The organism is Shinella sp. 838, assembly GCF_029623935.1.
Classification (GTDB): domain Bacteria; phylum Pseudomonadota; class Alphaproteobacteria; order Rhizobiales; family Rhizobiaceae; genus Shinella.
This window is the reverse complement of the sequence record NZ_JARSBQ010000015.1, coordinates 67015-92132: the sequence shown is the minus strand read 5'-3', so window position 1 is coordinate 92132 and position 25118 is coordinate 67015. Positions and strand designations below refer to the sequence as shown.

At 61.6% G+C, this 25118-nt stretch carries 22 protein-coding genes and 2 pseudogenes; 12 read left to right on the top strand and 12 right to left on the bottom strand.

Translation table 11 applies throughout. The features are described from left to right. Positions 1-27: 27 nt before the first annotated feature. On the bottom strand, positions 28-975 hold the full coding sequence (locus tag P9A16_RS30180) for a substrate-binding domain-containing protein (protein WP_050745897.1): 948 nt from the start codon (positions 973-975) through the stop codon (positions 28-30). A 553-nt stretch (positions 976-1528) separates the two neighbouring features. On the opposite strand from P9A16_RS30180, the gene P9A16_RS30175 reads away from it, so the two are divergent. Further along, on the top strand, positions 1529-1789 hold the full coding sequence (locus P9A16_RS30175; protein WP_443021717.1) for a winged helix-turn-helix transcriptional regulator: 261 nt from the start codon (positions 1529-1531) through the stop codon (positions 1787-1789). 24 nt (positions 1790-1813) lie between these two features. On the opposite strand, the gene P9A16_RS30170 is transcribed toward P9A16_RS30175, so the two are convergent. Next, a complete protein-coding gene (locus P9A16_RS30170) occupies positions 1814-2749 on the bottom strand; it encodes a LysR family transcriptional regulator (protein WP_278026290.1) in 936 nt (311 codons plus the stop codon). Between the two features lie 125 nt (positions 2750-2874). On the opposite strand from P9A16_RS30170, the gene P9A16_RS30165 reads away from it, so the two are divergent. The 4 genes from P9A16_RS30165 to P9A16_RS30150 all read left to right on the top strand — a co-directional run bounded on the left by P9A16_RS30165 (position 2875) and on the right by P9A16_RS30150 (position 6824). Beyond that, on the top strand, positions 2875-3741 hold the full coding sequence (locus P9A16_RS30165; RefSeq protein ID WP_278026289.1) for a pirin family protein: 867 nt from the start codon (positions 2875-2877) through the stop codon (positions 3739-3741). Positions 3742-3837: 96 nt separating this feature from the next. Then, the gene (locus tag P9A16_RS30160) at positions 3838-4518 is read left to right on the top strand and encodes a hydrolase (protein WP_023516653.1); all 681 of its coding nucleotides are present in this window, start codon (positions 3838-3840) and stop codon (positions 4516-4518) included. Positions 4519-4601: 83 nt separating this feature from the next. After that, a complete protein-coding gene (locus P9A16_RS30155; RefSeq protein ID WP_278026288.1) occupies positions 4602-6299 on the top strand; it encodes an amidohydrolase in 1698 nt (565 codons plus the stop codon). A gap of 261 nt (positions 6300-6560) precedes the next feature. Continuing rightward, entirely contained in the window at positions 6561-6824 is a 264-nt protein-coding gene (locus P9A16_RS30150; RefSeq protein WP_278026302.1) for a DoxX family protein, read from the top strand. Between the two features lie 204 nt (positions 6825-7028). Here the strand turns inward: P9A16_RS30150 and P9A16_RS30145 are convergent, their stop codons facing one another. Genes P9A16_RS30145 through P9A16_RS30135 form a run of 3 tightly spaced genes read right to left on the bottom strand, consistent with a single transcriptional unit; the run spans position 7029 to position 9941 of the window. After that, entirely contained in the window at positions 7029-8753 is a 1725-nt protein-coding gene (locus P9A16_RS30145) for an ABC transporter ATP-binding protein (protein WP_278026287.1), read from the bottom strand. Beyond that, on the bottom strand, positions 8746-8967 hold the full coding sequence (locus tag P9A16_RS30140; RefSeq protein ID WP_130519215.1) for a hypothetical protein: 222 nt from the start codon (positions 8965-8967) through the stop codon (positions 8746-8748). The genes P9A16_RS30145 and P9A16_RS30140 overlap by 8 nt, the downstream gene beginning before the upstream one ends. Further along, positions 8964-9941, bottom strand: a complete 978-nt coding sequence (locus P9A16_RS30135) for a DMT family transporter (RefSeq protein WP_278026286.1) — start codon at positions 9939-9941, stop codon at positions 8964-8966. The genes P9A16_RS30140 and P9A16_RS30135 overlap by 4 nt, the downstream gene beginning before the upstream one ends. A 63-nt stretch (positions 9942-10004) precedes the next feature. Here P9A16_RS30135 and P9A16_RS30130 point away from each other — a divergent pair, with 63 nt between their 5' ends. Then, entirely contained in the window at positions 10005-10826 is an 822-nt protein-coding gene (locus P9A16_RS30130; RefSeq protein WP_278026285.1) for an AraC family transcriptional regulator, read from the top strand. Positions 10827-10851: 25 nt separating this feature from the next. Here the strand turns inward: P9A16_RS30130 and P9A16_RS30125 are convergent, their stop codons facing one another. From P9A16_RS30125 to P9A16_RS30095, 7 genes and pseudogenes are all read right to left on the bottom strand, one after another. Beyond that, positions 10852-11721, bottom strand: coding sequence for a bile acid:sodium symporter family protein (locus P9A16_RS30125; RefSeq protein ID WP_272791052.1), 870 nt, complete (start codon positions 11719-11721; stop codon positions 10852-10854). 413 nt (positions 11722-12134) lie between these two features. Then, the gene (locus P9A16_RS30120) at positions 12135-13250 is read right to left on the bottom strand and encodes a TRAP transporter substrate-binding protein (protein WP_050745905.1); all 1116 of its coding nucleotides are present in this window, start codon (positions 13248-13250) and stop codon (positions 12135-12137) included. Positions 13251-13316: 66 nt separating this feature from the next. Next, complete coding sequence (locus P9A16_RS30115) at positions 13317-14888, bottom strand: TRAP transporter large permease (protein ID WP_278026284.1); 1572 nt, start codon at positions 14886-14888, stop codon at positions 13317-13319. Between the two features lie 18 nt (positions 14889-14906). Then, the gene (locus P9A16_RS30110) at positions 14907-15455 is read right to left on the bottom strand and encodes a TRAP transporter small permease subunit (RefSeq protein WP_278026283.1); all 549 of its coding nucleotides are present in this window, start codon (positions 15453-15455) and stop codon (positions 14907-14909) included. Between the two features lie 130 nt (positions 15456-15585). Further along, complete coding sequence (locus tag P9A16_RS30105; protein WP_278026282.1) at positions 15586-16230, bottom strand: response regulator; 645 nt, start codon at positions 16228-16230, stop codon at positions 15586-15588. Further along, positions 16227-17618: a cache domain-containing protein gene (locus tag P9A16_RS30100; RefSeq protein ID WP_037407815.1), complete on the bottom strand. Its 1392-nt coding sequence runs from the start codon at positions 17616-17618 to the stop codon at positions 16227-16229. The genes P9A16_RS30105 and P9A16_RS30100 overlap by 4 nt, the downstream gene beginning before the upstream one ends. Positions 17619-17838: 220 nt before the next feature. Next, positions 17839-18168 (bottom strand): annotated as a pseudogene (locus tag P9A16_RS30095) (4Fe-4S dicluster domain-containing protein); the annotation flags it as partial. Between the two features lie 373 nt (positions 18169-18541). On the opposite strand from P9A16_RS30095, the pseudogene P9A16_RS30090 reads away from it, so the two are divergent. The 6 genes and pseudogenes from P9A16_RS30090 to P9A16_RS30060 all read left to right on the top strand — a co-directional run. Then, positions 18542-19048, top strand: a pseudogene (locus P9A16_RS30090) (Orn/Lys/Arg decarboxylase N-terminal domain-containing protein); the annotation flags it as partial. Further along, positions 19029-20927: a lysine decarboxylase gene (locus P9A16_RS30085; RefSeq protein ID WP_278026281.1), complete on the top strand. Its 1899-nt coding sequence runs from the start codon at positions 19029-19031 to the stop codon at positions 20925-20927. The pseudogene P9A16_RS30090 and the gene P9A16_RS30085, both read left to right, overlap by 20 nt. Before the next feature lie 14 nt (positions 20928-20941). Continuing rightward, entirely contained in the window at positions 20942-22471 is a 1530-nt protein-coding gene (adiC, locus tag P9A16_RS30080; RefSeq protein ID WP_278026280.1) for an arginine/agmatine antiporter, read from the top strand. 381 nt (positions 22472-22852) lie between these two features. After that, a complete protein-coding gene (locus P9A16_RS30070; protein WP_278026279.1) occupies positions 22853-24010 on the top strand; it encodes a sensor histidine kinase in 1158 nt (385 codons plus the stop codon). A gap of 433 nt (positions 24011-24443) precedes the next feature. Then, on the top strand, positions 24444-24680 hold the full coding sequence (locus P9A16_RS30065) for a type II toxin-antitoxin system CcdA family antitoxin (RefSeq protein WP_050745958.1): 237 nt from the start codon (positions 24444-24446) through the stop codon (positions 24678-24680). Beyond that, a complete protein-coding gene (locus P9A16_RS30060) occupies positions 24680-24979 on the top strand; it encodes a CcdB family protein (RefSeq protein ID WP_050745907.1) in 300 nt (99 codons plus the stop codon). Before P9A16_RS30065 ends, P9A16_RS30060 begins: the two co-directional genes overlap by 1 nt. Positions 24980-25118: the final 139 nt, after the last annotated feature.

The following is a 25118-nucleotide window of genomic DNA, read 5'->3' as shown; positions in this document are numbered from 1 at the left end:
GCCTCGCGTCAATCCGGTCGTGCCGGATCAGCCGCCCACATTTTCCTTGGTGAGGAAGGCGTTGCCGGTGTCGAGGTAGCCCGGCACCTTGGCGCCCGTCGCCTGCGCCCAGAGCAGCATGACCGACCAGTAGCCCTGGAGCTCCGGCTGCGAGGCGGACGAGCTGTCGGCCACGCCGTCGCGGATCATGTCGAGCATTTCCGGCAGGTTGTCGAGGCCGACGAGGGTGACCTGGCCCTGCTTGCCGGCTTCGACGATCGCCTGGCCGATGCCGATCGGGCCGGCGGCGTCGGATGCGACCCAGCCCTTGAGGTTCGGGTTCGCCTGCATGATGGCGGCCGCCTGCTGCTGCGCCGTCTCGATGCTGTCATTGTCTATGCCTTCGGCAACGACCTTGATGCCCGGATGTTCGGCGAAGACCTGGCGGTGGCATTCGGCGCGGATCGAGTGGTTCGGCGCGGTCGGCACGCCCTGCATGATGGCGACTTCGCCTTCGCCGCCGAGAACCTCGACCAGGCGGCGGGCCGCGATCTTGGCCTGCTCACAGAAATCGGAGCCGATATAGGGGATGGCCATGCCTTCCGGCGGGATCGAATCGAAGATCACCAGCGGGATCTTCTGGTTCTGCGCTTCTTCAAGCGAGGCGCGGTTGCCGGACGGATCGAGCAGGTCGAGCGCCAGGCCATCGGGCTGGGTCGCAAGCGCGCTGTCGATGATCTGGTTCTGCTGCACGACGTCAGCGGACTGCGGCGCCGAGTAGATGACCTCGACGTTGGAACCGGTCTGCGCCTTGATCGCGGCCGCGGCGGCCTGCGCGCCCTCGTTCACCTTGTCGAACCACGGATGCACGACCTTCGGCACGACGACGAAGCGGTAGCTGTCCTTCTTGACGGTTCCGGCGGCATCCTGCGCCGAGGCCGCGACGGGCAAGGCAAATGCGGCGGCGCACGCCAGCAGCATGGCAAGTTTTTTCATAGTGACCTCCCTTGGAGCGGGCGCAACTTCCTCCCGCCGAATGATGGAACATGGGCTTCGTATCGAGGCTTACTCCCAAAGCCCATGCCGAGATCAATACACATGTATTTTTTAATTTACAAGAGTTTCATCGCCGCGGCGACGCCAGAAACAGGGCCGATTCATTCACGCTCGCCGACAAAGGTTGACTGCGGAACCCGGTTTTGGTTCCTCTGCGCCGACCATTCTGTCCGCCCGGCACACCAGTTCCAGACCCAGATGCCATCGGAAAACAAACATGAAGGCGCTCGCATTGCGCGTTCCGCCCGCTGCAGTCATCGTCAGCTTGCTATCCGGGCGGGATAGGGCATGCATCCGGTGGCAACGATCGCTGCGGCCGCCGTCCATTTCAAACCGCACACATTCATCGTTGGCACAGGGCCGAGGGCGGCGCTTGGTCTTCTCGCTGTTGGTCCGACCTTCCAATGCGCGGGTCGCTTCTGCCGGGATCGGCCTGTCCGACATCGGTGGCAGCTACCTTTCACCGGCGACCCGTGAGACAATCGAGGCATGACTGCCGGACAAGTGGAAACATCCGGCCATCGGCACCATCTCGCAACGCATGCTCACGCTGACGCTGAAGGGCATGGAACGCGACGGGCTCGTCCGGCGCACGGTGTTTCGGACCAAGCCGCCGCGGGTCGACTACGAGCTTACCCCGCTCGGCTATTCTCTCTACGAACCGGCCGAGCGGCTCGGTCGCTTGGCGATTGAAAAAGAAGCAGAAATCACCCGGGCACAGGAAGCCTTCGACCGCTTGCCGGACGATTCCTGACGGCATCTTCCGGCAGAAGGACGTTCAACGGACATAGCTCGCCCGCTCCTGCTCGGCCTTGGCCAGAGCCGCATATTCGCCCGCGAGATAGTCCATCAAGGCCCGCACGGAGGGGAGCAATCCACGGCGGGAGGGGAAGGCGGCGTGGATGATGCCGCTGCGCGGCGCCCATTGCGGCAGGATGTCGATGAGCCGGCCGGCCGCCAGGTCCTCCTGCACGACCATGGTCGGGAACTGGCACACGCCGATGCCGGACAGCGCGGCCTGGCGGAGCGCCACCATGTCTTCCGTCACCAAGCGCGGATCGTGCGGCACGGTCGCTGTTGCACCTTGTGGCCCTTCCAGTCGCCACTCGTGCCCGCCGGTGGAAGGTCCCCAGGATAGGCTCGGCATGGTCGTAAGATCCGCCGGAACCAGCGGCCGGGAGAAACACCCCTCCACGAGGCTGGGACTTGCGACAAGCCGCTGGGTGCTCTCGGCGAGCTTGCGGACCACGAGATCGCTGTCGCCGAGGGGCGGGAAACGCACGCGAATGGCGATGTCGAACCCCTCCTTGATGACATCCACACGCCGGTTGGTACTTTCGAGATGCACATGGACCTGAGGGTGCCTGGCCATGAAGCGGGCGATCATCTCACCCACCTGGAAATAGATGACCGAGGACGGGCAGCTGACCTTCACCGTGCCGCGCGGTTCGGCACGCATGCGCTCGATCACCTCCTGGGCGGCCTCCGCCTCGACGACCATCGCCAAGCAATGACGATAGAACTCCTGGCCGATCTCGGTCACCATGAACTGCCGCGTGGAGCGCTGCACGAGGCGGACGCCGAGGCTTTCCTCCAGAAGGCCGATGCGGCGGCTAAGCCGTGAACGCGGCATGCCAAGCTTGCGGGCAGCGGCGGAAAAGCCGTTCTGCTCGACCACGTCAACGAAAAAACGGAAGTCGTTGAGATCTTGCATCTCCGCTCCATTGTCCTGAATTCAGGACATACTAGCACGACATTGCCGCCTACTGCCAGATTTGGTGCAGCCGTATATTGAGCTCAACAGATTGCCCAACGGCAAATCCCAAGGAGCCATATCCCATGAGAAAGATCCTCGGCATCTACAGCAGCCCGGCCCAGCACTGGGTCGGTGATGGTTTTCCGGTCCGCTCGATGCTGTCGTATGCAACGCTCGGCGAGCATGTCAGCCCGTTCCTGCATCTCGATCACGCCGGCCCGACCGCCTTCCCGCCCGCCGACCAGCCGCGTGGCGTCGGGGCCCATCCGCACCGCGGCTTCGAGACCGTGACCATCGTCTATGAGGGCGAGGTCGAACACCGCGACTCGACCGGTGCGGGCGGCGTCATCGGACCGGGCGACGTGCAGTGGATGACCGCCGCTGCCGGCATCCTGCACGAGGAATTCCATTCACCCGCCTTCACCCGCCAGGGCGGTACGCTCGACATGGTTCAGCTCTGGGTCAACCTGCCAGCGAAGGACAAGGATGCCACGCCCGGCTACCAGTCACTGCTCGATCGCGACATTCCAACCGTCATGCTTGCCGACGAGGCCGGCCGCCTGCGGGTGATCGCCGGTGCCTATCAAGGTCACAAGGGACCGGCCCGCACCTTCTCGCCGATCGACCTGTGGGACCTCAGGCTGAACCAGGGCAAGGACGTTTCACTCGACCTGCCCGAGAGCCACACGGCCGGGCTCGTCGTGCTGCGCGGCTCCGTTCTGGTGAATGGCGCGTCGGTGGCCCGCGGCGGCCAGTTCGTGTTGCTCGACCGCAAGGGCGGCGCCTTCAGCCTCGAGGCCGAAAGCGATGCAACGGTTCTGGTGCTGAGCGGTGCGCCGCTCGGCGAGCCGGTCGCCATACGCGGTCCCTTCGTCATGAACACGCCGGAAGAACTGCAGCAGGCTTTCGCAGATTTCCGCGCCGGCAGGTTCGGCACGATCGCCGCCTGACCCCAAGCTTGCCCTCGGTGCCCTCGCCCGAGGCAAACCGGGCCGGAGATATCTCCGGTCTCCCTCCACCTGCAACCGCAACCAAGGAGAAATGACATGAGCACTCCCGCAAACTTCAACGGCCAGCGCCCCGTCATCGATGTCGACGACGCCGTCATGCTGCTGATCGACCACCAGAGCGGCCTGTTCCAGACCGTCGCCGACATGCCGATGCCGGTCCTGCGCAACCATGCCGCAGCGCTCGCCAAGATGGCGACGCTGTCCAAAATGCCGGTCATCACCACCGCATCCGTGCCGCAGGGCCCGAACGGCCCGCTGATCCCGGAAATCCACGAGAACGCCCCGCATGCCACGTATGTGGCCCGCAAGGGCGAGATCAACGCCTGGGACAACCCGGACTTCGTGGCCGCCGTCAAGGCGACCGGCCGAAAGACCCTGATTATCGCCGGCACGATCACCAGCGTCTGCATGGCCTTCCCTTCGATCAGCGCAGCCTATGACGGCTACAAGGTGTTCGCCGTGGTCGATGCCTCCGGCACCTATTCCAAGATGGCGCAGGAGATCACCCTGGCCCGCGTCGTGCAAGCCGGCGTTGTGCCGATGGATACGGCCGCTGTCGCCTCGGAGCTACAGAAGACATGGCACCGTGACGACGCCCAGGAATGGGCGAACATCTACACCAAGATCTTCCCGGCCTATCAGCTGCTGATCGAGAGCTATCTCAAGGCGCAGGACGTCGAGAAGAACCACGAACAGCTCGACTCTCAGCGCGGCTGACCTCCAAGGCGGCGGGGAAACCCGCCGCCTTTCCAGCAGCATGCTTGACCGTCCCCCCACGCCATTCATCGAGGATATCGACGATGATGAAATCTATGTTCGCAGCCACAACGCTTGCCTCGGTCGGTTCAACCCTGCTTGCCGGCGCGGCTTTTGCAAACGGACCGGATCTCGTTCTCCACAACGCCACCATCCTCACGATGGACGCCGAAAGGCCACGGGCCAGCGCGTTGGCGATCACCGGTCAGCGTATCACGGCCATCGGCGGGGACGAGGCAATCAAGGCCCTGGCCACCGAGGGGACGCGCGTCATAGACCTTGAGGGAAAGACCGTCATCCCCGGTCTTGTCGATACGCATATCCACGCCATCAGGGGCGGCCAGACCTACACGTTCGAAACCTACTGGTATGGCGAAACGAGCCTGCCGGCGGCCCTGGAAACGCTGCGGGAAACGGCGCTTGGACGTGGCGAGAATGAATGGGTTGCCGTCGTCGGCTCCTGGCTTCCTGAGCAATTCGACGAGAAGCGAGCTCCGACCGTCACGGAGCTGACGCAATCTGTTCCGGACCATCCGGTCTACATCCAGTACCTCTACGACTACGCCCTCGTGAATGCCAAGGGCATGGAGGCGCTGAAACTCGACAGCGCCGACCCTGCCGTCCCGCCCGGCATTACCATCGAGCGTGGCCCGGACGGCAAGGCGACAGGCAAGCTGCTCGGACATATCGGTTCCTACAACGCCCTTTTCGCACAGATTGCGGCGCAGGATGAACCGCGCAGGAAAGCCAGTCTGCAAGCCTTCTTCACCGCGCTCAACAGCGCCGGCATGACCGGCTTCATCGATCCTTCGGCAGGGCCCGCCTCCAGCTATGAAACGCTCTTCGCTCTGCAGCGCGAAGGCAAGCTCACCATCCGCGCCGGCTACCGGATCCCAGCCATGAAGCCGGGTGAGGAAGCGCAATGGTTTCGTGACGTCATGGCGTTCCGCCAACCGCATTATGAGGCAGGTCTCGTCAGCTTCGTCGGCATCGGCGAATCCATCGTCGCCGCCATGAACGACGGCGTGCAGATGGGGCCGGGCTTTGCCCCGTCGAAGGAGGCCAGAGATGCGCTCCGGACCGTCGCGGAGTTTGCTGCCGAACGGCATATTCCACTGGAAATACATGCCTATACCGACGATGCCGCAGGCGCGATCCTCGACGTTTTCGAGGGTGTCGACAAAAACCATCCGCTGAAGGACCTGCGCTGGGCCATAGCCCACCTCAACACCGGCTCGGAGCGTACGCTGAACCGAATGAAGGCGCTCGGTCTGTCCTTCACGGTCCAGATGGGACCCTACTTCGAGGGCCCGGCCATCCGGGAGGCGAATGGCGAAGCGGTCGCGGCCAGCTCGCCACCGACACGCGGGGCTCTCGATCGGAGCATCCTCGTCGCCGGCGGTACGGATTCAACACGCATCGGCGTCTTCGGCGTCTGGCAGGCCATCGAATATCACGTGACCGGCCGGTCGCTGGGCGGCGCCATCCAGAAACCGGAGCGCCAGCGTCTCTCGCGGGAGGAGGCCCTGCAGCTCTACACGCGGAACGCGGCCTGGATCGGTTTTGCAGAGCAGCAACGGGGCGTGCTTGCCGAGGCAAAGTTGGCAGATCTTGCGGTGCTCGACAAACCGTTCCTCGGCATGCCGGCGGAGGAGATCGACACCATCCGTTCTCTGCTGACCATCGTCGATGGCAAGGTCGTACACGACCGCCTCGCCGCCTCGCCGGCTAACGCTCGATAACTGGAACTGACGAGCGGCAGATTGGTCGATGGAACCCTTATCAAAGTCCTCGGACCTCAATCGAAACACATATGAGAGACCACGCTCGAAGATTCAAAGACTCCGCTGATCATTCAACCGCTCGCAACGCTTTACCGCAACCTGACGCCGCTCGGCTACACGGTGCTGCGCACGATTGCAGGCGCTATGATTGCCACCTTCGGCGCCTCAAAGCTATTCACCGAAGACGGCGCACAGATGGATATCGACATCATCCGGTAAATCGGCTTCGAGCCGCCTAAGATCTGGGCCTCCTTCGTCATCTGGCTTGAATTTCTAGGCGGCATTGCGATTGCGATCGGCTTACTGACCCGTCCTTTTGCGGCAATGTTCGTCGGACTGTTTGGCGTGATCCTCATCACCGTCATGATCCCTCGGGGTGTGAACTATCAGTTGTTCGCCCTGTGGTTTGCCGCCTTTTTCTATATCGCCCTGAGGGGTGGCGGCGGGATGTCACTCGACCGGCTGATAGGCCGCGAACTCTGACCGCGCGCCATCGACAGCCGGTCGGCACGCTGGCGATCTGATCGCGATGGACGCACCCGATTATCTATAGACACATCCTGCCCATCGGAACGACACAGGCCACTGAGCCGACCAGGCATAGAAAATCTTGCTTCATACATCGTCAGGCGCCCGATACGAACTATGGTGGAGGCGACCTGATACTTTCCGTCTCTATGCGCGGGCCTAGGCTGACTGCACGACATGAAGGTTCCGGTATCGTCCGTTCCTGCGGGCGATGAGGTCCGCATGGCTTCCGCTTTCGACGATGTGGCCGTCATCGACGACGAGGATGCGGTCGGCATTGGCGATGGTGGCAAGGCGGTGGGCGATGATGAGCGTGGTACGGCCGGCCGAAAGCTCCGCCAGCGATTGCTGGATCGCCCGCTCGGTCTGCGTATCCAGCGCTGAGGTCGCCTCGTCGAGGATCAGGATCGGCGGGTTCTTCAGGAAGATGCGAGCGATCGCAAGCCGCTGCTTCTGCCCGCCAGAGAGCTTGACGCCGCGCTCGCCGATGACGGTGTCGAGACCGTCAGGGAGATTGGCGATCACGTCGTCGAGGCGCGCGCGCCTGGCAGCCTCGATGATCTCCGCCTCGCCCGCTCCCAGCCGGCCATAAGCGATGTTCTCGCGCACCGTGCCGGCGAACAGGAAGACGTCCTGCTGCACGATGCCGATGTTCGAGCGTAGCGACTTCAGCGTCATGTCCCTGATGTCGGTGCCGTCGATGCTGACGACCCCGCCGGTCACCTCATAGAAGCGTGGCAGCAGCGAGCAGATCGTCGTCTTGCCGGCACCCGAAGGACCGACGAAGGCCACCGTCTCGCCCGCCTTCACCGAAAGGTCGAGTCCGGAAAAGAGCGGCCGCCCGGCAGCATAGCCGAAGCCGACGCCGCGATAGTCGATATCGCCGCGAAGGCGGCTGACCGCCGTCGCGCCGGGCCGGTCGGTGATGTCGGGCTCGGTGTCGAGGAACTGCGTGTAGCGCTTGAAGCCGGCAATGCCCTTCGGATAGGTCTCGATGATCGAATTGATCTTGTCGATCGGCCGGAAGAACACGCCGACCAGCAGCAGGAAGCCGACGAAGCCGCCGGCCGACAGTTCGCCGCGCGTGACGAACCAGGCGCCCGCCAGCATCACCACCACCTGCACGAAGCGCATGGAAAGATAGGAGAGCGACAGGGACGCCGCCATCACCTTGTAGGCCTGAAGCTTGGTGACGAGATAGTTGCGATTGCTCTCGGCAAAGAGCTGGCGCTCGTGGTCCTCATTGGCGAAGGCCTGCACGACGCGGATGCCGCCGACATTCTCCTCGATGCGGGCGTTGAAGTCGGCGACGCGGCCGTAAAGCGCATGCCAGTTGGCGGTCATGCGCGCACCGTAATGGGCGGTGACGAAGGCGGTCAGCGGCACGACAACGGCGGTGATGAGGGCGAGCGGCACATGCACCCAGAGCATGAGGGCGAAGGCGCCGATCAGCGTCATGACCGCGATAAAGAGATCCTCCGGTCCGTGATGGGCGACCTCGCCGATCTCTTCGAGATCCTTCGTCAGCCTTGCCACGAGATGACCGGTCTTCTGGTTGTCGAAATAGCCGAAGGAGAGTTTTTGCAGGTGATCGAAAGCCTTGCGGCGCATCTCCGCCTCGATGCGGATACCGAGCATGTGGCCCCAATAGGTGACGATGACCTGCAGGCCGGCATTGAAGAGATAGATGAGGAAGAGGCCGACGGCGGCGAGCGCGACGAGATCGAGCCGGCCAGTCGGCAGCAGGCGGTCGATGAACAACGTCACCGCGACGGGAAAAGCCAGTTCCAGCAGGCCCGCCGCCACCGCCGAGGAGAAATCCAACGCGAACAGGCCACGGTGCGGGCGGTAGTAGGACGCAAAACGCTTAAGGAGATCAGGCATAGGCAGGCGGGCTTTCGTTGTGGTGCTCATCGGATAAGACGATCGACGGCGCCGCTTCTACCACACAAGCCACTTCTTTTTGTTGGCCGGTCGCCGACGGCACCCCTTTGGCACCACCGTCGACACTCGCCGTAGCGTCCATGCCCGCGCATCGGCGCGCTGTTTCGCACCCTGCATTGCCGAAGCGCAACAGCGCGCCGTGGCGGCCGTTCAATCTCTCCGGCGCCGGACAGCGGCAAGGTTTGCCGGCGTGCGGCGGGACCGTATGCCGGCCAGCATGGTCTCGAGCCAGGGATAGGCGCTGACGATGACAATCCCGGCCACGACGCCAGCCGTGCCGATCGCGAATTCTGGCGTCAGCGGTTCGCCCAGCAGGAGAACGCCCAGCAGGACGCCGAAGACGGGCGTCATGAAGGAAAAGACACCGAGTTGCGAGGCACGATACTGGGTCAGCAGCCAGAACCAGGTGAGGAAGCTGAGGAAGGAGACGACGACCGCCTGGAAGGCGATGTTCAAAAGCAGCGGCCCTGACGGCACGATCCCCGCCTCGCCCGCCAGCACCGCCGCCCCCGTCAGAGCAAGGAAGGCGGTGGCGAGTTGGTAGAACAGCACGTGGGTGGCCGGCGCCGCGCTCAGCCGCGTCGTCCGGATCAGGACCGTTGTCAGCCCCCAGGCCGCGCCCGCCAGCAGCGCCAGACCGTCGCCCCACAGCATGGCGCCGAGATCGGCGGGGCCCTGCCCGCTGCCCTGCGGCGCGAGGAAGGCGAAGGCGATACCGGCCGTCGCCACGGCTATGCCGCCCCACTGCACCGCGGAAAGGCGCTCCGAAGGGAGCTTTCCGTGCAGGCCGAGCGCCGCGAAGATCGGCGCGGTGTAGAGGAAGACCACGACATGGGAGGCAGACGTATGCTTCAGCGCCTCACCGACCAGAAAGAACTCCACGGCAAACAGCAGGCCTGCGAGAATGCCCAGCCCGGCCGTCCTGCCCCAGAATTCCAGGCGCTGCCGGCGCGCGCAAACAAGCGCAAAGACGAGCATGGCGGCGATCCCCGATCGCAGACCGATCTGCAGGACCGGCGCAGCAAAGACGGCCGTGGACTTCAGGCCGATCTGCTGGAAGGCCCAGATGAGGCAGACGGCGACCATGATGCCGACCGCGGTGACGTCGATAGATTTGCGGCTGTCCAAGATGCGTGCTCCGATGATGCGGCTGGGATAGCATTTGGCAGATAAGGCGGATATAATGATTTTATGACAGTCGGTATCGAGACCCTGACAGGCAACCGGGCGGACCGCGGTGCACATTTCCGCGACGTGCCCTTTCGCAGTGCCCTGCCCCACCCGCTCTACTTCCGCTCCGCGCAGATGCCGCAGAATGCCACCTATCCGCAGCACAGCCATCCCTGGGGCGAATTCGTCTATTCCTACAGCGGCATGATGGAGGTGAGCCTGAAGGACGGGCACTATCTCGCGCCGCCGCAATATGCCGTCTGGCTGCCGCCGGACATCGAGCACCGGGGACTGAACCGGCATGCCGCGGTGCACTGCTCGCTCTATGTCGATCCTTCGCTGTGCGGACGCCTGCCGCAGGAAACCACCGCTCTCGAAGTCAGCCCGCTTCTGAGGGCCATGCTCGAGCATCTGCGCGCCGGCGATGGTGCAGACCCGGGCGCGGCGGAGCACCTGCGCTTTCTCCAGGTCGTCATCGATCTCGTTGCGGCAGCGCCGCGAGTGGGAACCTACCTGCCCTGGTCGACAGACCCGGCGCTTGAAGCCGTGCTCGCCCGCCTTCAGGACAACCCCGCCGACAACCGCTCCCTTGCCGAGCATGCGCGGCTGGCAGCACTGGCAGAACGAACCCTCATCCGCCGCTGCCTGCGCGATCTCGGCATGCCGTTCACCGAATGGAAGCAGCGTCTGCGGGTGGTGCAGGCCATGTCGATGCTGGAGGCGAACGACACCGTCGAGCACATTTCCGCCGCCCTCGGCTACAGCAACGCCTCGTCTTTCATCGCGATGTTCAAGCGCATGACGGGCGTAACGCCGGACGACTACCGCGTCTCGGCGCGGTGAGGCGGACCGGCATGCTGCACGGCCTTCAGGCCGGGGCTTTTATGGTCCTGCGGCCATAGGCGACAAGGCTGAAGCCGGTCGCATACATCAAAAGGCCGAACAGGGCGGGCGGCACGGCGATTTCCGGCGAATGCATCATCGTGATCGCAAGGACCATGCCGATCGCCGCATTTCGAATGCTGATGGAAAGGGTCACCGTGACCGCCTCGGCGGCCGAAAGGCCGAGGGCGCGCGATCCCAGGAGGCCGACTGCGACGGCGCAGATAACGAGGGCGATGACGGCCGGCCCTGCGCTGACGAGGATCTCCACCCATCGTTGATAGACCGAAATGCCGATACCGACGATCAGGGCCACGAGCACCAGGAGGCCGAATGCGCCGACCAGTTTTTCAGCACGCGCGGCAAAACCGGGGGCTTTCTGCCGGATGCCCATGCCGACCATCACCGGAAACAGGATGATGGCGATCATCACCCCGATCGTGCGCAACACCGGAAGGTAAACCCGGGCATCGCCCTGGCTGAAGCGCTCGATCGCGAAATTGGCGAAAAGCGGCAGCGTCGCGATGGCCACCAGGCTGCCGACGGCGCTCAGGGCAATCGACAGGGCCAGGTCTCCCCTTGCAAGATAGGAGAACAGGCTGGACGTGGTGCCGATCGGGCAGGCGGCGACGACGACGAGGCCGACGGCGATTTCCGGCGGCAGGCCCATGACCGTGGCGAGCACAAGGGCCACCAGCGGCATCACCAGGAGCGCGGCGACGATACCCCAGACCAGGGCCTTCGGCTGCGTGGCCACACGCTGGAAATCGACCGGAGCAAGCGTCATGCCGATGCCGGTCATGATGATAAACACGGCGATCGGTAGGCCGATGTCAATGAGGGCGGACTGTTCCATGCAACGGCTCTTTCCAACAGAGGCGCGGCGGTCCGGCCTGGCCGCCTAGCTTTGCTGCATCCGTCTTCCGAATGCAACCGGCGTGACGGGAACCTGCCTTCCTTGCATCCAGAGCATTTCCAACCGAAGCGGGATTGCTCGGCATCTGACAATGCGGAAAAACAAAAAGATGGAGCATTTCCGATCATCTACCCGGAACATGCCGGGGTGGTTCTTTGGCAAATGCGGCTCCAATGCAGCCCTGGCTTATCCGGTGACGATAATAGATTACGTACCGCTGCTCCGTACCGAGAACTCAACTCCGAAACAAACCCATCCAAACTTCAGAGGAATTCAAATAGGTCCGCCACCCAGAAACAGGTAGAGTTCAGAAATTGTGTGGCGCAGTTTGCGCCACACAACTTTATCCACGATCACTTTCCAGCGGCCTGAGCCGCGTAAAGGTAACTGTCATAGCTGTATTCCGCGACGCGGAACCATTCGAAGGACTCGTCCCGGAATTTCTTCCAGGCCGGATAGATCTTCGCCCAAGCCGGATGCTTCTCGCTGTATTCGGCGTAGAGCTCGAAGGTCGCCTTATAGGCCGCGTCCAACACATCGCGTGGCATTGGACGCAAATTGACGCCCTTGCCGACCAGCGACCGGATCGCCGCCGTGTTCTTCACGTCGTACAGCGCCTGCATGTTGATGTTGGCGGCTTTGCAGGCGGTGTCGAGCGCGACCTTGTAGGCTTCCGGCAGTGCCTCGTACTGAGCCTTGTTGATGAAGAAGTGGATCGTCAATCCGCCTTCCCAATAGGCCGGATAGTAGTAGTAGGGCGCGATCTGATAGAAGCCCAGGCGCTCGTCGTCATAGGGGCCGACCCATTCGGCAGCATCGATCGTGCCGCGCTCCAGCGCCGGATAGATGTCGCCACCGGGAAGTTGCTGCGGCACGACACCGAGGCGCGACATGACTTCGCCAGCGACGCCGGCAATGCGCATCTTGGTCCCCTTGAGGTCGTCGACCGACTTGATTTCATTGCGGAACCAGCCCCCCATCTGCGCACCGGTGCCACCGCCCGGCTTGCCGACGATGCCGTATTCCGACAGGAACTCGTCGTACAGTTCGTTGCCGCCGCCGTGGTAGAGCCAGGCGTTCTGCTGACGAGCGTTGAGGCCGAAGGGGATCGTCGACCCGATCGCGAAGGTCGGATTCTTGCCGGTGAAGTAGTAGCCGCAGGTGTGGGCGATTTCCACGGTGTTGCTCTGCACCGCGTCGATCGCTTGCGGACCGGGCACCAGTTCACCCGCCTGGAAGACCTGGATCTGGAATTTGCCCTCGGTCATCTTCGACAGCGCTTCGGCCATGACGACGGCACCGCCGTAAATGGTGTCGAGGTTGTTCGGAAATCCAGAGGTCAGGCGCCATTTCAGGGTGGGAAGGTCCTGGGCGATTGCGGGCGCAGCAAGTGACGTGCCGGCGACCGCTGCTGCGCCGCCGAGTGCGCCCTTGGTCAAAAAATTGCGGCGGTTCAAGATATCAGTCATCGTTTCCTCCTCAGGTGGCTGCGTGGTCCGGCCGGCACGGATGTGCGTCCGGATTGTTGGTTGGGGTCAGTTGGACTGTGCGGGTTGGCCGAAGCTAGGCTGCGGCGACCCGAATTCAGGCGTCTCCGTTCCAAAGGACGGCGTCGAACTGTCGCCGGACGTTTCGGGGGCGCCAAAGGGCTGCGTCGGTGTTCCGAAAGGATTTTCGCCCTCTGCACCGGGCATCGGTACGTTCAGCTTGATCGCCGCAGGATCGACGGCTGCCTGGCCGGACTTGTAGTGAGTGACAAGACCCGGGAACGCGACGACGACGGCAACCATGAACAGCTGGATCCCGAGGAACGGCAAGGCCCCCATGTAGATCTGGCCCGACGTCACCGGCTGGATGGTCGCTCCGGTCACCCTGTCCTTGTAGGCGCGACTGGGGGCCACGGAACGCAGATAGAACAGCGAAAAGCCGAAGGGCGGGTGCATGAAAGACGTCTGCATGTTGATCGCCAGCATCACGCCGAACCAGATGAGATCGATGCCGAGCGCATCGGCGACCGGCGCCAGAAGCGGAATGATGATGAAGGCCAGCTCGAAATAGTCGAGGAAGAAGGCCAGGAAGAAGACCAGCAGGTTGGCGACGATGAGGAAGCCGATTTCCCCACCGGGAATCGAGGTCATCAGGTGCTCGACCCAGATATGGCCGTCGACCCCATAGAAGGTCAGCGAGAAGACGCGCGCACCGAGCAGGATGAAGATCACGAAGGACGATAGTTTCGCGGTGGCGTAGAGCGCAGACTTCACCATGGGAAGGTCGAGGCGGCGGTTGCCCGCAGCCAGGATGAGCGCACCGACCGCACCCATTGCACCGCCTTCGGTGGGTGTCGCAAGACCGATGAAGATCGTGCCGAGCACCAGGAAGATCAGCACGAGCGGCGGCACCAGCGATGTGACCACCTTGCGGGCGAGCCTCCATCCACGCAGCGTGCGGGCCTCCGGCGGCAGCGCCGGGACACTCGAAGGCTGCAGATAGGACATGAAAATGATATAGCCCGCATAGATCGCGACCAGCAGCAAGCCGGGCACCAGTGCGCCCTTGTACATGTCACCGACCGAGCGGCCGAGCTGATCGGCAAGGATGATCAGCACCAGGCTCGGCGGGATGATCTGCGCCAGGGTCCCGGACGCCGCGATCGTGCCGGCTGCCACGCGCCGGTCGTAGCCGTAACGCAGCATGATCGGCAGCGAGATCAGCCCCATCGAGATGACCGAGGCCGCGACAACGCCGGTGGTGGCCGCAAGAATGGCGCCAACGAAGATTACCGCGAAGGCAAGCCCGCCACGGATCGGGCCGAACAGCTGCCCGATCGTATCAAGCAGATCCTCCGCCATGCCGCTTCTCTCCAGGATCAGCCCCATGAAGGTGAAGAAGGGAATGGCCAACAATGTTTCGTTCGACATCTGGCCGAAGATCCGGTCCGGTATGGCGCCGAAGAGGTTGATCGGCAAAAGGCCCATTTCGATGCCGATGAAGCCGAAGCCGAAGCCGACGAAGGCCAGTGCAAAGGCGACGGGATAGCCCATCAGCAGCACGACGATCAGCGACAGGAACATGATGGGCGCGAGATTTTCCGCGAAGAAAGCAAACATGGATACGGGCTCCTGGCGTTAGAGCGTCTGGGCGTCGGCGTCGGCAAGGGCCGTCGCATCGGGCATATCGCCCCGCAGGATCGCGATGCGCTTGATCAGCTCTGAGACGCCTTGCAGCGCCAGCAGGCCGAAGCCGATGGGGATCAGCGCCCAGACCGGCCAGAGAAGCAGGCCACCGGTGTTGTTCGACACCTCGCCGCTCAGAAACTTCGAGATCACGATCGGCCAGGAGAGGTAGATGGTGATCAGGCAGAAGGGAAACAGGAAGAAGAGTGTGCCGAGGATCTCGACCCAGAGCTGGACCTTGCGCGGCATATGGCCGTAGACCAGATCGACCTTCACGTGCTCGCTGCTCAGCAGCGTATAGGCGGCCGCGATCAGGAAGACGGCGGAAAACAGATACCACTGCGCTTCCAACCAGGCGTTGGAACTCAGGTTGAACAGTTTGCGTGTGACGGCATTGACGGCACTGATCAGCACCGCAACAAGCAACAGCCACGACACCGACTTTCCAATAAACGTGTTGAGCGCGTCGACAGCGCGCGACAGCGACAATAGGCCGGACATGATGAATTCCTCCCCAGCCGGCACCCTCCGCCGGCCGTCGCGGGGAGTCGTATGGCGTCCTTGTGAGGGGAACAAGATAGGCCGGGTCGCCGAATAAAAACGCCTACCCAGTAGTGGGTAGGCGCCGGCATCAGCTGTCTGGGGGACTAAAACCGCTGTCGATCGCGTAGCGAATGAGACCGGCAGTCGTGGAAATTCCGAGCTTCTTCTTGATGTTCTTGCGATGTGTTTCGACCGTCGCCTCGGAAAGGGAAAGCGACTGGGCGATCTCGCGGTTGCTCTTGCCGGATGCCAAAAGCATCAGCACGTCGTGCTCGCGGGTGGTCAGCGGATTGGCCGGCTCGTTCGGCCGACGTTCGAGAAGAACGTCGGAAACGCCGGACGAAAAATAGGTCCGCCCTGCGGCAACGGTCTCGATCGCCGCAACGATCTCATCCGTGGAAACGTCCTTGAGGACATAGCCGGACGCACCGTGCAGCACCGACGCCGAGATGTATTCGCGGCTGTCATGCATGGACAGCATCACGATGCGGCAGTCCCGCAGCTTCGCCTTGAACAGCTCGATGGCTTCGATGCCGCTGAGTTTCGGCATGTTGATATCGATCAGCACCACCGCCGGATTGGTCCTGATCGCGACTTCCAACCCCGTCAGCGCCAGCCCCGCCGTGCCGACGACCTCTATGTGCGGGAAGGTTTCGAGCACGGCGCGAAGACCGTCGAGAACCAGCGGGTGGTTGTCGATGAGGACAACCTTGATCGGTTTGATCCCGCTCATGCGGCCTCCACCTGTTTTTCCGCACTGGCATTGGCCGAAAGCGGCATCATCGCGGTCAGCACCGTTCCATCCGACGTGCTCCTGACCATCAGGATGCCACCGAAATGCGCCATGCGCTCCTGCATGTTGCGAAGGCCGAGACCACCCTGGTGGCCGTCCCGGATTCCGCCGGCAGCTTCTTCAAAACCGTTGCCGTCATCGGCGACCGTCATGCGCATACGGCCACGAGCGCTCCAGAGCTTGATCTGGACTTTCCCGGCGCCGGAATGGCGCTCGATATTGTTCAGTGCTTCCTGCGCCACACGGTAGAGCGCGGTGCTCGCCTCGGGCTTCAGCCTGTCTTTGCCTGCATCAGCCTCCAGCACGGTGTGGATGCCGGTCCGTTCGGAAAAATGATTGCTGAGCGCCGTTAGGGCCGCCGTCAGGCCTAGGTCGTCCAGCGCAGGGGGTCTCAGATCGTGCGACAGCCGACGGACCTCCTTGATGGCGCCGTTCAGGGCCTCCACCCCTTTTTCAATGGCACCGGACGCATCGTCGGTGTGGTTGCGGACCTTTCGGCCCGCAAGGTCGATGGCATAGCGTACACCGACGAGGTTCTGCGATATGCCGTCATGCAGTTCACGGGCGAGCCGCGCGCGCTCTTCTTCCTGCGTGTCGATGATACGCTGCGTCAGCGCCTTGAGCTTGCCGTCCGCCATTCGCCGCTCGCGCAGCGTGACGAGCATGCAGGTGGCGAAAACCACCATCACGGCCGGTACAGCGATGAATGCGACAACGAGGAAGGTGTGGCCGATCTTTTCGCGAAGGTCCGCTTTCGCTGCCGCCGTCTGAGCGAAGACATCATCGAGATAGACGCCAGTTCCCAGCATCCACTGCCACTTGTCGAGCCCCATGGCAAAGGACAGCTTGTCGGCCATCGTTCCGGACGAGGGCTTTTCCCACTTGTACTGGTACAATCCGCCCCCCTCCTTCGCCTTCTGGATCAGGCTGGCGATCACCTGGTTGCCATCGGGGTCGGTCAGGTCCAGCCAGTTGTGCCCGGGCCGGAAGGTCTGGCGCGGGTGGACGACGTTGTTGCCATCGTAGTCATAGACGAAAAAGTAGCCGTCCTGACCGTAGTCCAACGACGTCAGAATGGTGCGCACGCGGTCCTTGGCGGCCTCGTCATTGGCACCCGCCGACGCATAGACCTCCTCGATCGCCGAGCGGGCGAGATTGGTAAGGTTGAGCAGTTCGGTTTCCTTCGCCTTCAGCATGTTGCGCTCGAACGTGTCGATGCTGCTCTGGGCAAGGCTTGTGGCCTGCCAGGTGATGAAGGCGGTGATGGTGAGGATCGCGATGACGAGCGGAGCAACCGCAAGCGCGACGATCTGATGGCGAAGGTTCACGGCACTCCCCATGTCGTTATGAGACGATACAGCTAAGGTGGCCAGCGGCATCGCGCCAGCCCTCGCCTCTCTGGCCATCGTTACTCGTGAACGGCGCGCGTGTCTTTAGCTGGTGTGCTCACGTTCGCTATGGAACGGACGCGAGCCATTGACTGGCTTCCGTTCGCGCGCGCAATGCACTTCCGCCTCACATATTGGGATAGACCGGCCCTTCGCCGCCCTATGGGGGCACCCAGTTGATGTTCTGGTTGGGGTCCTTGATGTCGCAGGTCTTGCAGTGCACGCAGTTCTGCGCGTTGATGACGAACACGTCCTTGCCGTCCTTCTCCACCCATTCGCAGACGCCGGCGGGACAGTAGCGGGTGGACGGGCCGGCATAGATGTCGAACTCGGATGTCTTCTGCAGCTGCGGGTTCTTCACCCGCAGATGGATCGGCTCGTCATTGGCCCGGCCGGCCGCAATCGCATCCGCCAGCTTTTCGGCGGCGAGGATGCCCGACAGCACCGCATTGTGGCTGCCCTTGATGCGGGGAACGTTGACCAGGCCGGCCGGTCAACGCCGGCACGCCAAAACTGTCTTTCGTCAAGTTAACCTCACATCACCCCAACAGTTGCTTTATCATTGGTTAACTCTACCCCCCTTGAACATACGCTCGATCGCATCACGGCAGAAAAACCATGATTATTTCAGTTGAGTTCAGCTGAAAAATCTCTAATCTGCATCCTGTATCGAGCTCACAACAGTGCGGATGATAGTCCATCAAGATTTGGATATCTCCCTGTTCATGGAAGCCAAACTATCGGCGACCATTTTGCTATCGAAGACACAGCCTTTTCGGATATTTGGCGTTTGTCAATTTTCTCCGTGAAGTTTGCTAAAAAAGACTTCTGCCGAAGTTCCGCATTTACTGACGAGCTCAGAAATGTTCGGCGATGCCAGATGCATCAATCCGAGCCCCTCTAACGACGCCGGCAGTGCGACGGCGAGTTGTTGTCCCGACAAAAAGGAGTTCACCATGTCATCGCGATCGAGCCTGAGGCTGGCCATGAGGGCGTTGTTGGTACGCGAAACGTTCGGTCCGGATACCGCCGCGGGGCGCGCGGTGGACCACCTCATCGACGAACTGGAACGACGCGAGATCGACGTGGTGATCTCATCCGACGTCAATGATGCGGTGGCCGTCGTTTCGACTGATCCTTCGATCCAGTGCATGCTGCTTGACTGGGATCTCGATGACAGTGGGGACCATCAGTCCGCGCGCGCAGTGCTGGATGCGATGCGGGCGTTCAATGCCGATGTGCCGATTTTTCTCTTGGCGGACCGCAGTGCTGCATCGGCAATCCCGATGGACGCGATGACCAAGGCGGACGATTTTATCTGGCTGTTGGAGGATACAGCCGATTTTATCGGTGGCCGCGTTCTGGCTGCACTACAACGGTATCGCGCGACGGTGCTTCCGCCGATGTTTGCAGGGTTGGTGCAGTTTGCCAACACGTACGAGTATTCGTGGCACACCCCCCGGGCACACCGGCGGCACCGCATTCCTGACATCACCGGTCGGCCGCGCCTTCTTCGAATTTTTCGGCGAGAGCCTCTTCCGGTCCGACCTGTCGATCTCTGTGGGCGATTTGGGGTCGCTGCTGGATCACACCGGGCCGATCGGGGCCGGCGAGCGCTACACTGCCAAGGTCTTCGGATCGGATCGAAGCTACTATGTGACCAACGGTTCATCGACATCGAACCGCGTAATCCTGATGGCGAGCGTGACACGCAACCAGGTGGCGCTGTGCGACCGGAATTGCCACAAATCGGTTGAGCATGCGATGACGCTGTCCGGAGCAATCCCCTGTTATCTGATGCCGACACGCAATGCCTATGGAATTATCGGCCCGATTCCACCCGAACGACTCACCCCGGCGGCACTGCGATTGCTAGTGAAGGACAATCCGCTCGTGACGGATGAGGTGGATGAGACACCCGTCCATGCAGTGATCACCAATTCGACCTATGACGGGCTCTGCTACAATGTTGCACGGTTGGAGGAGTTGCTGGGAGAGAGCGTCGACCGGCTCCATTTCGATGAAGCCTGGTATGCCTACGCCCGGTTCAATCCGCTCTACCGGGAGCGTTTGGGCATGCATGGCGAGCCGAGCATCCGCGATCGCAACAAGCCCAGCGTGTTCACCACGCATTCGACCCACAAATTGCTGGCCGCGTTGTCGCAGGCCTCGCTGATCCACGTCCGCGACGGGCGCAACCCGATTGGTCATGCGCGCTTCAACGAGGCGTTCATGATGCACGCTTCCACATCGCCCAACTACGCGATCATCGCATCGAACGACGTGTCGGCGGCGATGATGGATTCATCGGGAGAGAAACTTACGGGCATGTCGATCCGTGAGGCGATTGCCTTCCGTCAGACGGTTTCACGGCTGAATGCCGAGATTTCCGATGAAAACGGCTGGTTCTTCGATATCTGGCAGCCGCCAAAGGTGGTGGACGCGCGCGGGCGGACCGTGCCGTTTCATGAGGCCGAACCTGAATATCTGGCGACCGAACCGACCTGCTGGCATCTCGCCCCGGAAGCCGAATGGCATGGCTTTGGCAATATAGAGCCAGGCTATTGCATGCTTGATCCGATCAAGGTCTCGGTCCTGACCCCGGGAATGGACCCGAGCGGCGATCTTCGTGCCGTAGGCATCCCCGCAAGTGTCGTCACCGCCTATCTCGCCGCCCGCGGGATCATCGTCGAAAAAACCACCGACTTCACGATCCTGTTCCTCTTCTCGCTGGGCGTGACCAAGGGGAAATGGGGCACGCTGGTCAACGCGCTACTCGATTTCCGCAAGGACTACGATGCGAACGTACCGCTGGAGCGAGCGATTCCCAGCCTCATCGCCAGCCATGGCGATAGATATGGTGGAATGGGTCTGCGCGAGTTGGCCGATCTGATGTTTGCCGCCATGGGCGATCTGGCGACGACGCGAACCATGTCCGAAGCGTTCAGCATATTGCCGAAACCCGAAATGAGCCCGGTTTCTGCGTATGAAAATCTGGTGCGCGGCCATATCGAAAAGGTACCGCTGAACGAACTGGCCGGGCGGACGCTGGCCACAGGGATCGTCCCCTACCCGCCGGGCATTCCGCTGATGATGCCGGGCGAAAATGCCGGCCCCGCCGATGGCGCGCTGATCGGTTATCTGAAGGCGCTTGAGGCCTATGACCTGCGCTTTCCCGGCTTCGGCCATGACACCCACGGGGTGGAAGTGGAAGACGGCGTCTACAACGTCCTCGTCGTGCGGCACTGAAGGGGAAGATCGACATGGCTGATGCAACCGCAACCACCGATGCCGCCACAGGCGCAAGCAGCAAGATGGGTGTCGTTCCCGCAACCTTGATGGTTGCGGGCAACATGATGGGGTCAGGCGTCTTCATGTTGCCGGCCAATCTGTCGGCCATTGGCAGCATCGCGCTGATCGGGTGGATCTTCACGATCGTTGGCGCCGTGGCGCTGGCGCTTGTGTTTGCCAAGCTTGCCGCAATCGATCCTGCCGCGGGCGGCCCCTATGCCTACACCCGCAAGGCATTTGGCGACTATATGGGCTACCAGTCCAACCTGATCTACTGGCTGGCCAATGTGATCGGCAACGTCGCACTGGCAGTGGCGGGGTTGGGCTATCTGACGCATTTCTTCCCTGTCCTGCGTGAACCGGTTGTGATGGCGTTCGGCGCGATAGCGATCATCTGGTTCTTCGCCTATGCCAATATCCTTGGACCGAAACTGGTCGGCCAACTGCAATCCTTCACCACCATCTTCGCACTGGTGCCGATCTTCGGCATGGCGGTATTCGGCTGGTTCTGGTTCAGCGGTGACATCTACGCCTCAGCATGGAACGTTTCTGGCAAGAGCGATGCGAGTGCGGTGATGGCAACGTTGACCTTCACATTGTGGGCATTTATCGGCGTCGAAAGCGCGTCCGTTTCAGCGGGTGTCGTCGAAAACCCGTCACGCAACGTGCCAATTGCCACGGTAGGTGGCGTGGTTCTGGCTTCGGTCGCCTATATCCTCAGCTCATCGGTCATCATGGGAATGATCCCGAACAAGGAGCTGCTGGCGTCTTCCGCGCCATTTGCCGATGCGGCACGTATCGCCCTGGGCGATTTCGCGGGCAGTGCGGTTGCCCTATGCGCGGCGGTCGGGTGCCTGGGTTCACTGGCCGGGTGGACATTGCTAGTCGGGCAATCCGCCAAAGCCGCTGCGGATGACGGACTTTTTCCCGGCATCTTCGCCCGCGTCAACAAGCGGGGCGTGCCGTCACTCGGCCTCGTCATCGTGGCCGCGCTGATGAGCGTACAGGTGATCGCCACCATGTCGCCCACGGCGAGCGAGCAGTTCGGCAAGATCGCGTCGGTGGCGGTGATCATGACATTGCTGCCGTACATCTACTCGATGATCGCGATAAAGGTGCTGGGCTATCGCAAGATGTCGAACGGCCAATACACCTTTTTCGTCGGGGCGGGACTGGTTGGCGCGATCTACTGCATGATTGCGCTGATCGGGTCCGACGGCGAGCAGACACGTTGGTCGCTGGTGTTCGTTATTTCGACGATCGTCTTCTTTTCGGCATCCATCACCCGCAAGCGTGACATCGAGGAAAAGCATCTCCACCCCGGCGGCCGTGCACCATACTGGGTGCGCTACCTTGCATTGGGCGTGACCATCATCGCATTGGTCGCCATGTTCTGGCTGTCGATTGGTGAGCAGAGGAAGGGTGACCTGCGCACACGCTCCCCACAGACGCCTGAAATCCAACAGCCCGTTGGAGAGACGGGGACACAAGACGTACCGTGATCGCGCCGTCGCCTGGGTCGGCCAACCGGGCACGGCCGTGCCCTTCATCCATGACGGCGCGATCAACGAAAACGTGTTCCGTGCTTATGCCGAGCAGATGCTGATTCCGAGCCCTGCACACGGGAAGGTCGTCGTCATGGATGACCTGCCGGCCACACGGCCGCCGGCATCCGCAGCACCATCGAACAGATTAAGCTCCTCAGGCTGGTCAAGCTGGGCGAGAGGAGCCTCGCTGGCAAAACGACTTTACCCACCTCTGCTCCCATTCCGGGAAAGCGACGAGAGCTTGTGAAGCGAGAAAAGCCCTCCCTTCGCTCACAATGGCTTGCCGAAACTCTTTCCCTTATAATACTGGCGATCCGTTGACTGTGGAGCCGAGTAATGTTGGTTAAGAACCTCGCTTACGAACAATTTGAGATGATGGGCTCAAACAGAAACGGTGCCGAACCTTCTGCCGTGGTCATCAAGCTGATGCTGGGGTTCTGGGCGACGGAGTTTTTGATGTCCACGTCGCTCTGGGTGCTTCTTGGCGTCAATCCATTGAATTACTTACCGATAAAAGTGGGGGTGTCGCTGCTATCGCTTCTGTTGACGTTTGTCTTGACAAGGGTTCTCGTGTCCGTTCGAACGTCCAGCATCATATCCAAGATATTTCTATCCTTCCCCATGTCCATCCTAGCGGCATTGGCGGCGACATCCGTGGACTTCGCGCTCTTCCATGCAATCGATCCTGCAGTCGCGGTCGAGTATGACCGGGAAAACTTCTGCTATACGCTCTTTTATGGAATATCGCTGTTCCTCGGCTGGTCCTGTTTCTTCATCGCCCATATGTATAACCTGGAAGCCCGCGCCCATCAGCACCGGTCCGCCATATCACGCGAGGAGGCTTTGAACGCCAAGGTTCAAGCCTTGCACTACCAGATCAACCCACATTTCCTGTTCAATACTCTCAATTCCATCGTCGGCCTGATCGAAGAAGGTGCTTCGAAGCATGCCAGCCTCATGGTCATATCGCTCTCGTCGTTCCTGCGCAAAATGCTTGAACTCGACCCGCTCCGCGACCTCACGTTATCCGAGGAGCTTGCGCTGGAAGCAGAGTATCTCATGATTGAGCAAGAACGCTTTTCGGACCGGATGAGCGTTTCGCTCCAGATACCTCCGGATCTTGGAGACGCGCTCGTCCCCAGCCTCATCCTGCAACCCTTGATCGAGAATGCGATCAAGCATGGGCTTCGCTGTTCAACCGGATTCTTGAAGATAACGATCACGGCCGCGCAAAATGGGGAAGCCCTGGCTCTCTCCGTCGACAATGTTACGCAGACACCGATGCAATTCGGTGGAGCTGCTCGTTCCGGCCTGGGGATTGGTCTTGCCAATGTCGAGCAGCGCATTCGCGCCCGCTTCCCGCAAATGGGGTCGCTCATCGCCGGTCCGGTCTCCCCGACACATTTTCGCGCATTGCTGACCATGCCTTTGCGTACAGCCAAACGCGGGGATCTCGCGGGTCCGCATCTTGATGGTCGGCCCAGATCGACCTGATCAAGGCGGACAACGGAGTGGTTGCGCGTTAATTTTCGCGAGGATTTCAGTATTTTTCCGTTTGGTATAGTCCCGTTTGGCATCGCCTCAACGATCGCCCCTGCGTCAGCCGCATCCACTCCATCAGCCCTCAATGCTAGTCAACAGATCCGCTGCCATTTGACTGGCGCCTGATTTCCAGATTCGGAGATTTGGAACCGTCCCAGGCAGTGCAACGGAAATACGCGATAAGCGCAGTCATACATCTGCATCATGCCATCCGGGCACGCGGTGTCCCGTAGATTGTCGTGGATGACAAATCTTCCTTCTCGCCCATAGACGTCGGCGTATTTCTTCGCCGCGGCGCACCAGATCGCTAGGACCAGGCGGGTTATGGCCGCAAGCCTTGCCGGGCCTGCAGTGCGCATATAAGATGCGCATAACGGAGGACCACATGCAAGGCCAATCCACCACCAAAAAGCCGACCAACCTGACACTCGATCCATCTTTGCTGATGGAAGCAAGATCGTTTGGAATAAACCTGTCGGAAGCGGCGGAGGCCGGTTTGCGACGCGCCGTCGCGGACGCGAAGGCCCGGGCATGGCAGCGTGAGAACGCCGACGCTCTGGCCAGCTCGAACGCATGGAGCGAGGCGCACGGCTTGCCCCTGGATCAGTATCGACAGTTCTGATGGCACGCTTTGATGTCTATGCCAATCCGGGCGGAACGGGTTATGTGCTCGATGTTCAGGCGGATGTTCTACACGAGTTGAACACGCGGATCGTGGTGCCGCTGTTGCCTTCGGCACAGGCGCCGCTGCCAGCCAAACGCCTCAATCCAGTATTTGCTATCGGGGACGAACCCCACACCATGGTCACTCAGTTCATGGCGGCCATTCCCCGTAAATTGTTGCGAAACCCGGTCACCAGCCTTGCGGGGCAGGACGCCGAAATCATGCTTGCCCTCGACATGGTGCTCGTCGGGTTTTGAGGCACCTGCGCCTGTATTACGGGCTTGTCACATCAACCTAGTTTAGCCGGATGAGGCCGCTGCTGTATAGTTCAAGCAATCGTTCCGGTCACAGCCTTCCCGTAACCATTCACACCTCCTGGTTTCGGGTGTCGCGGCG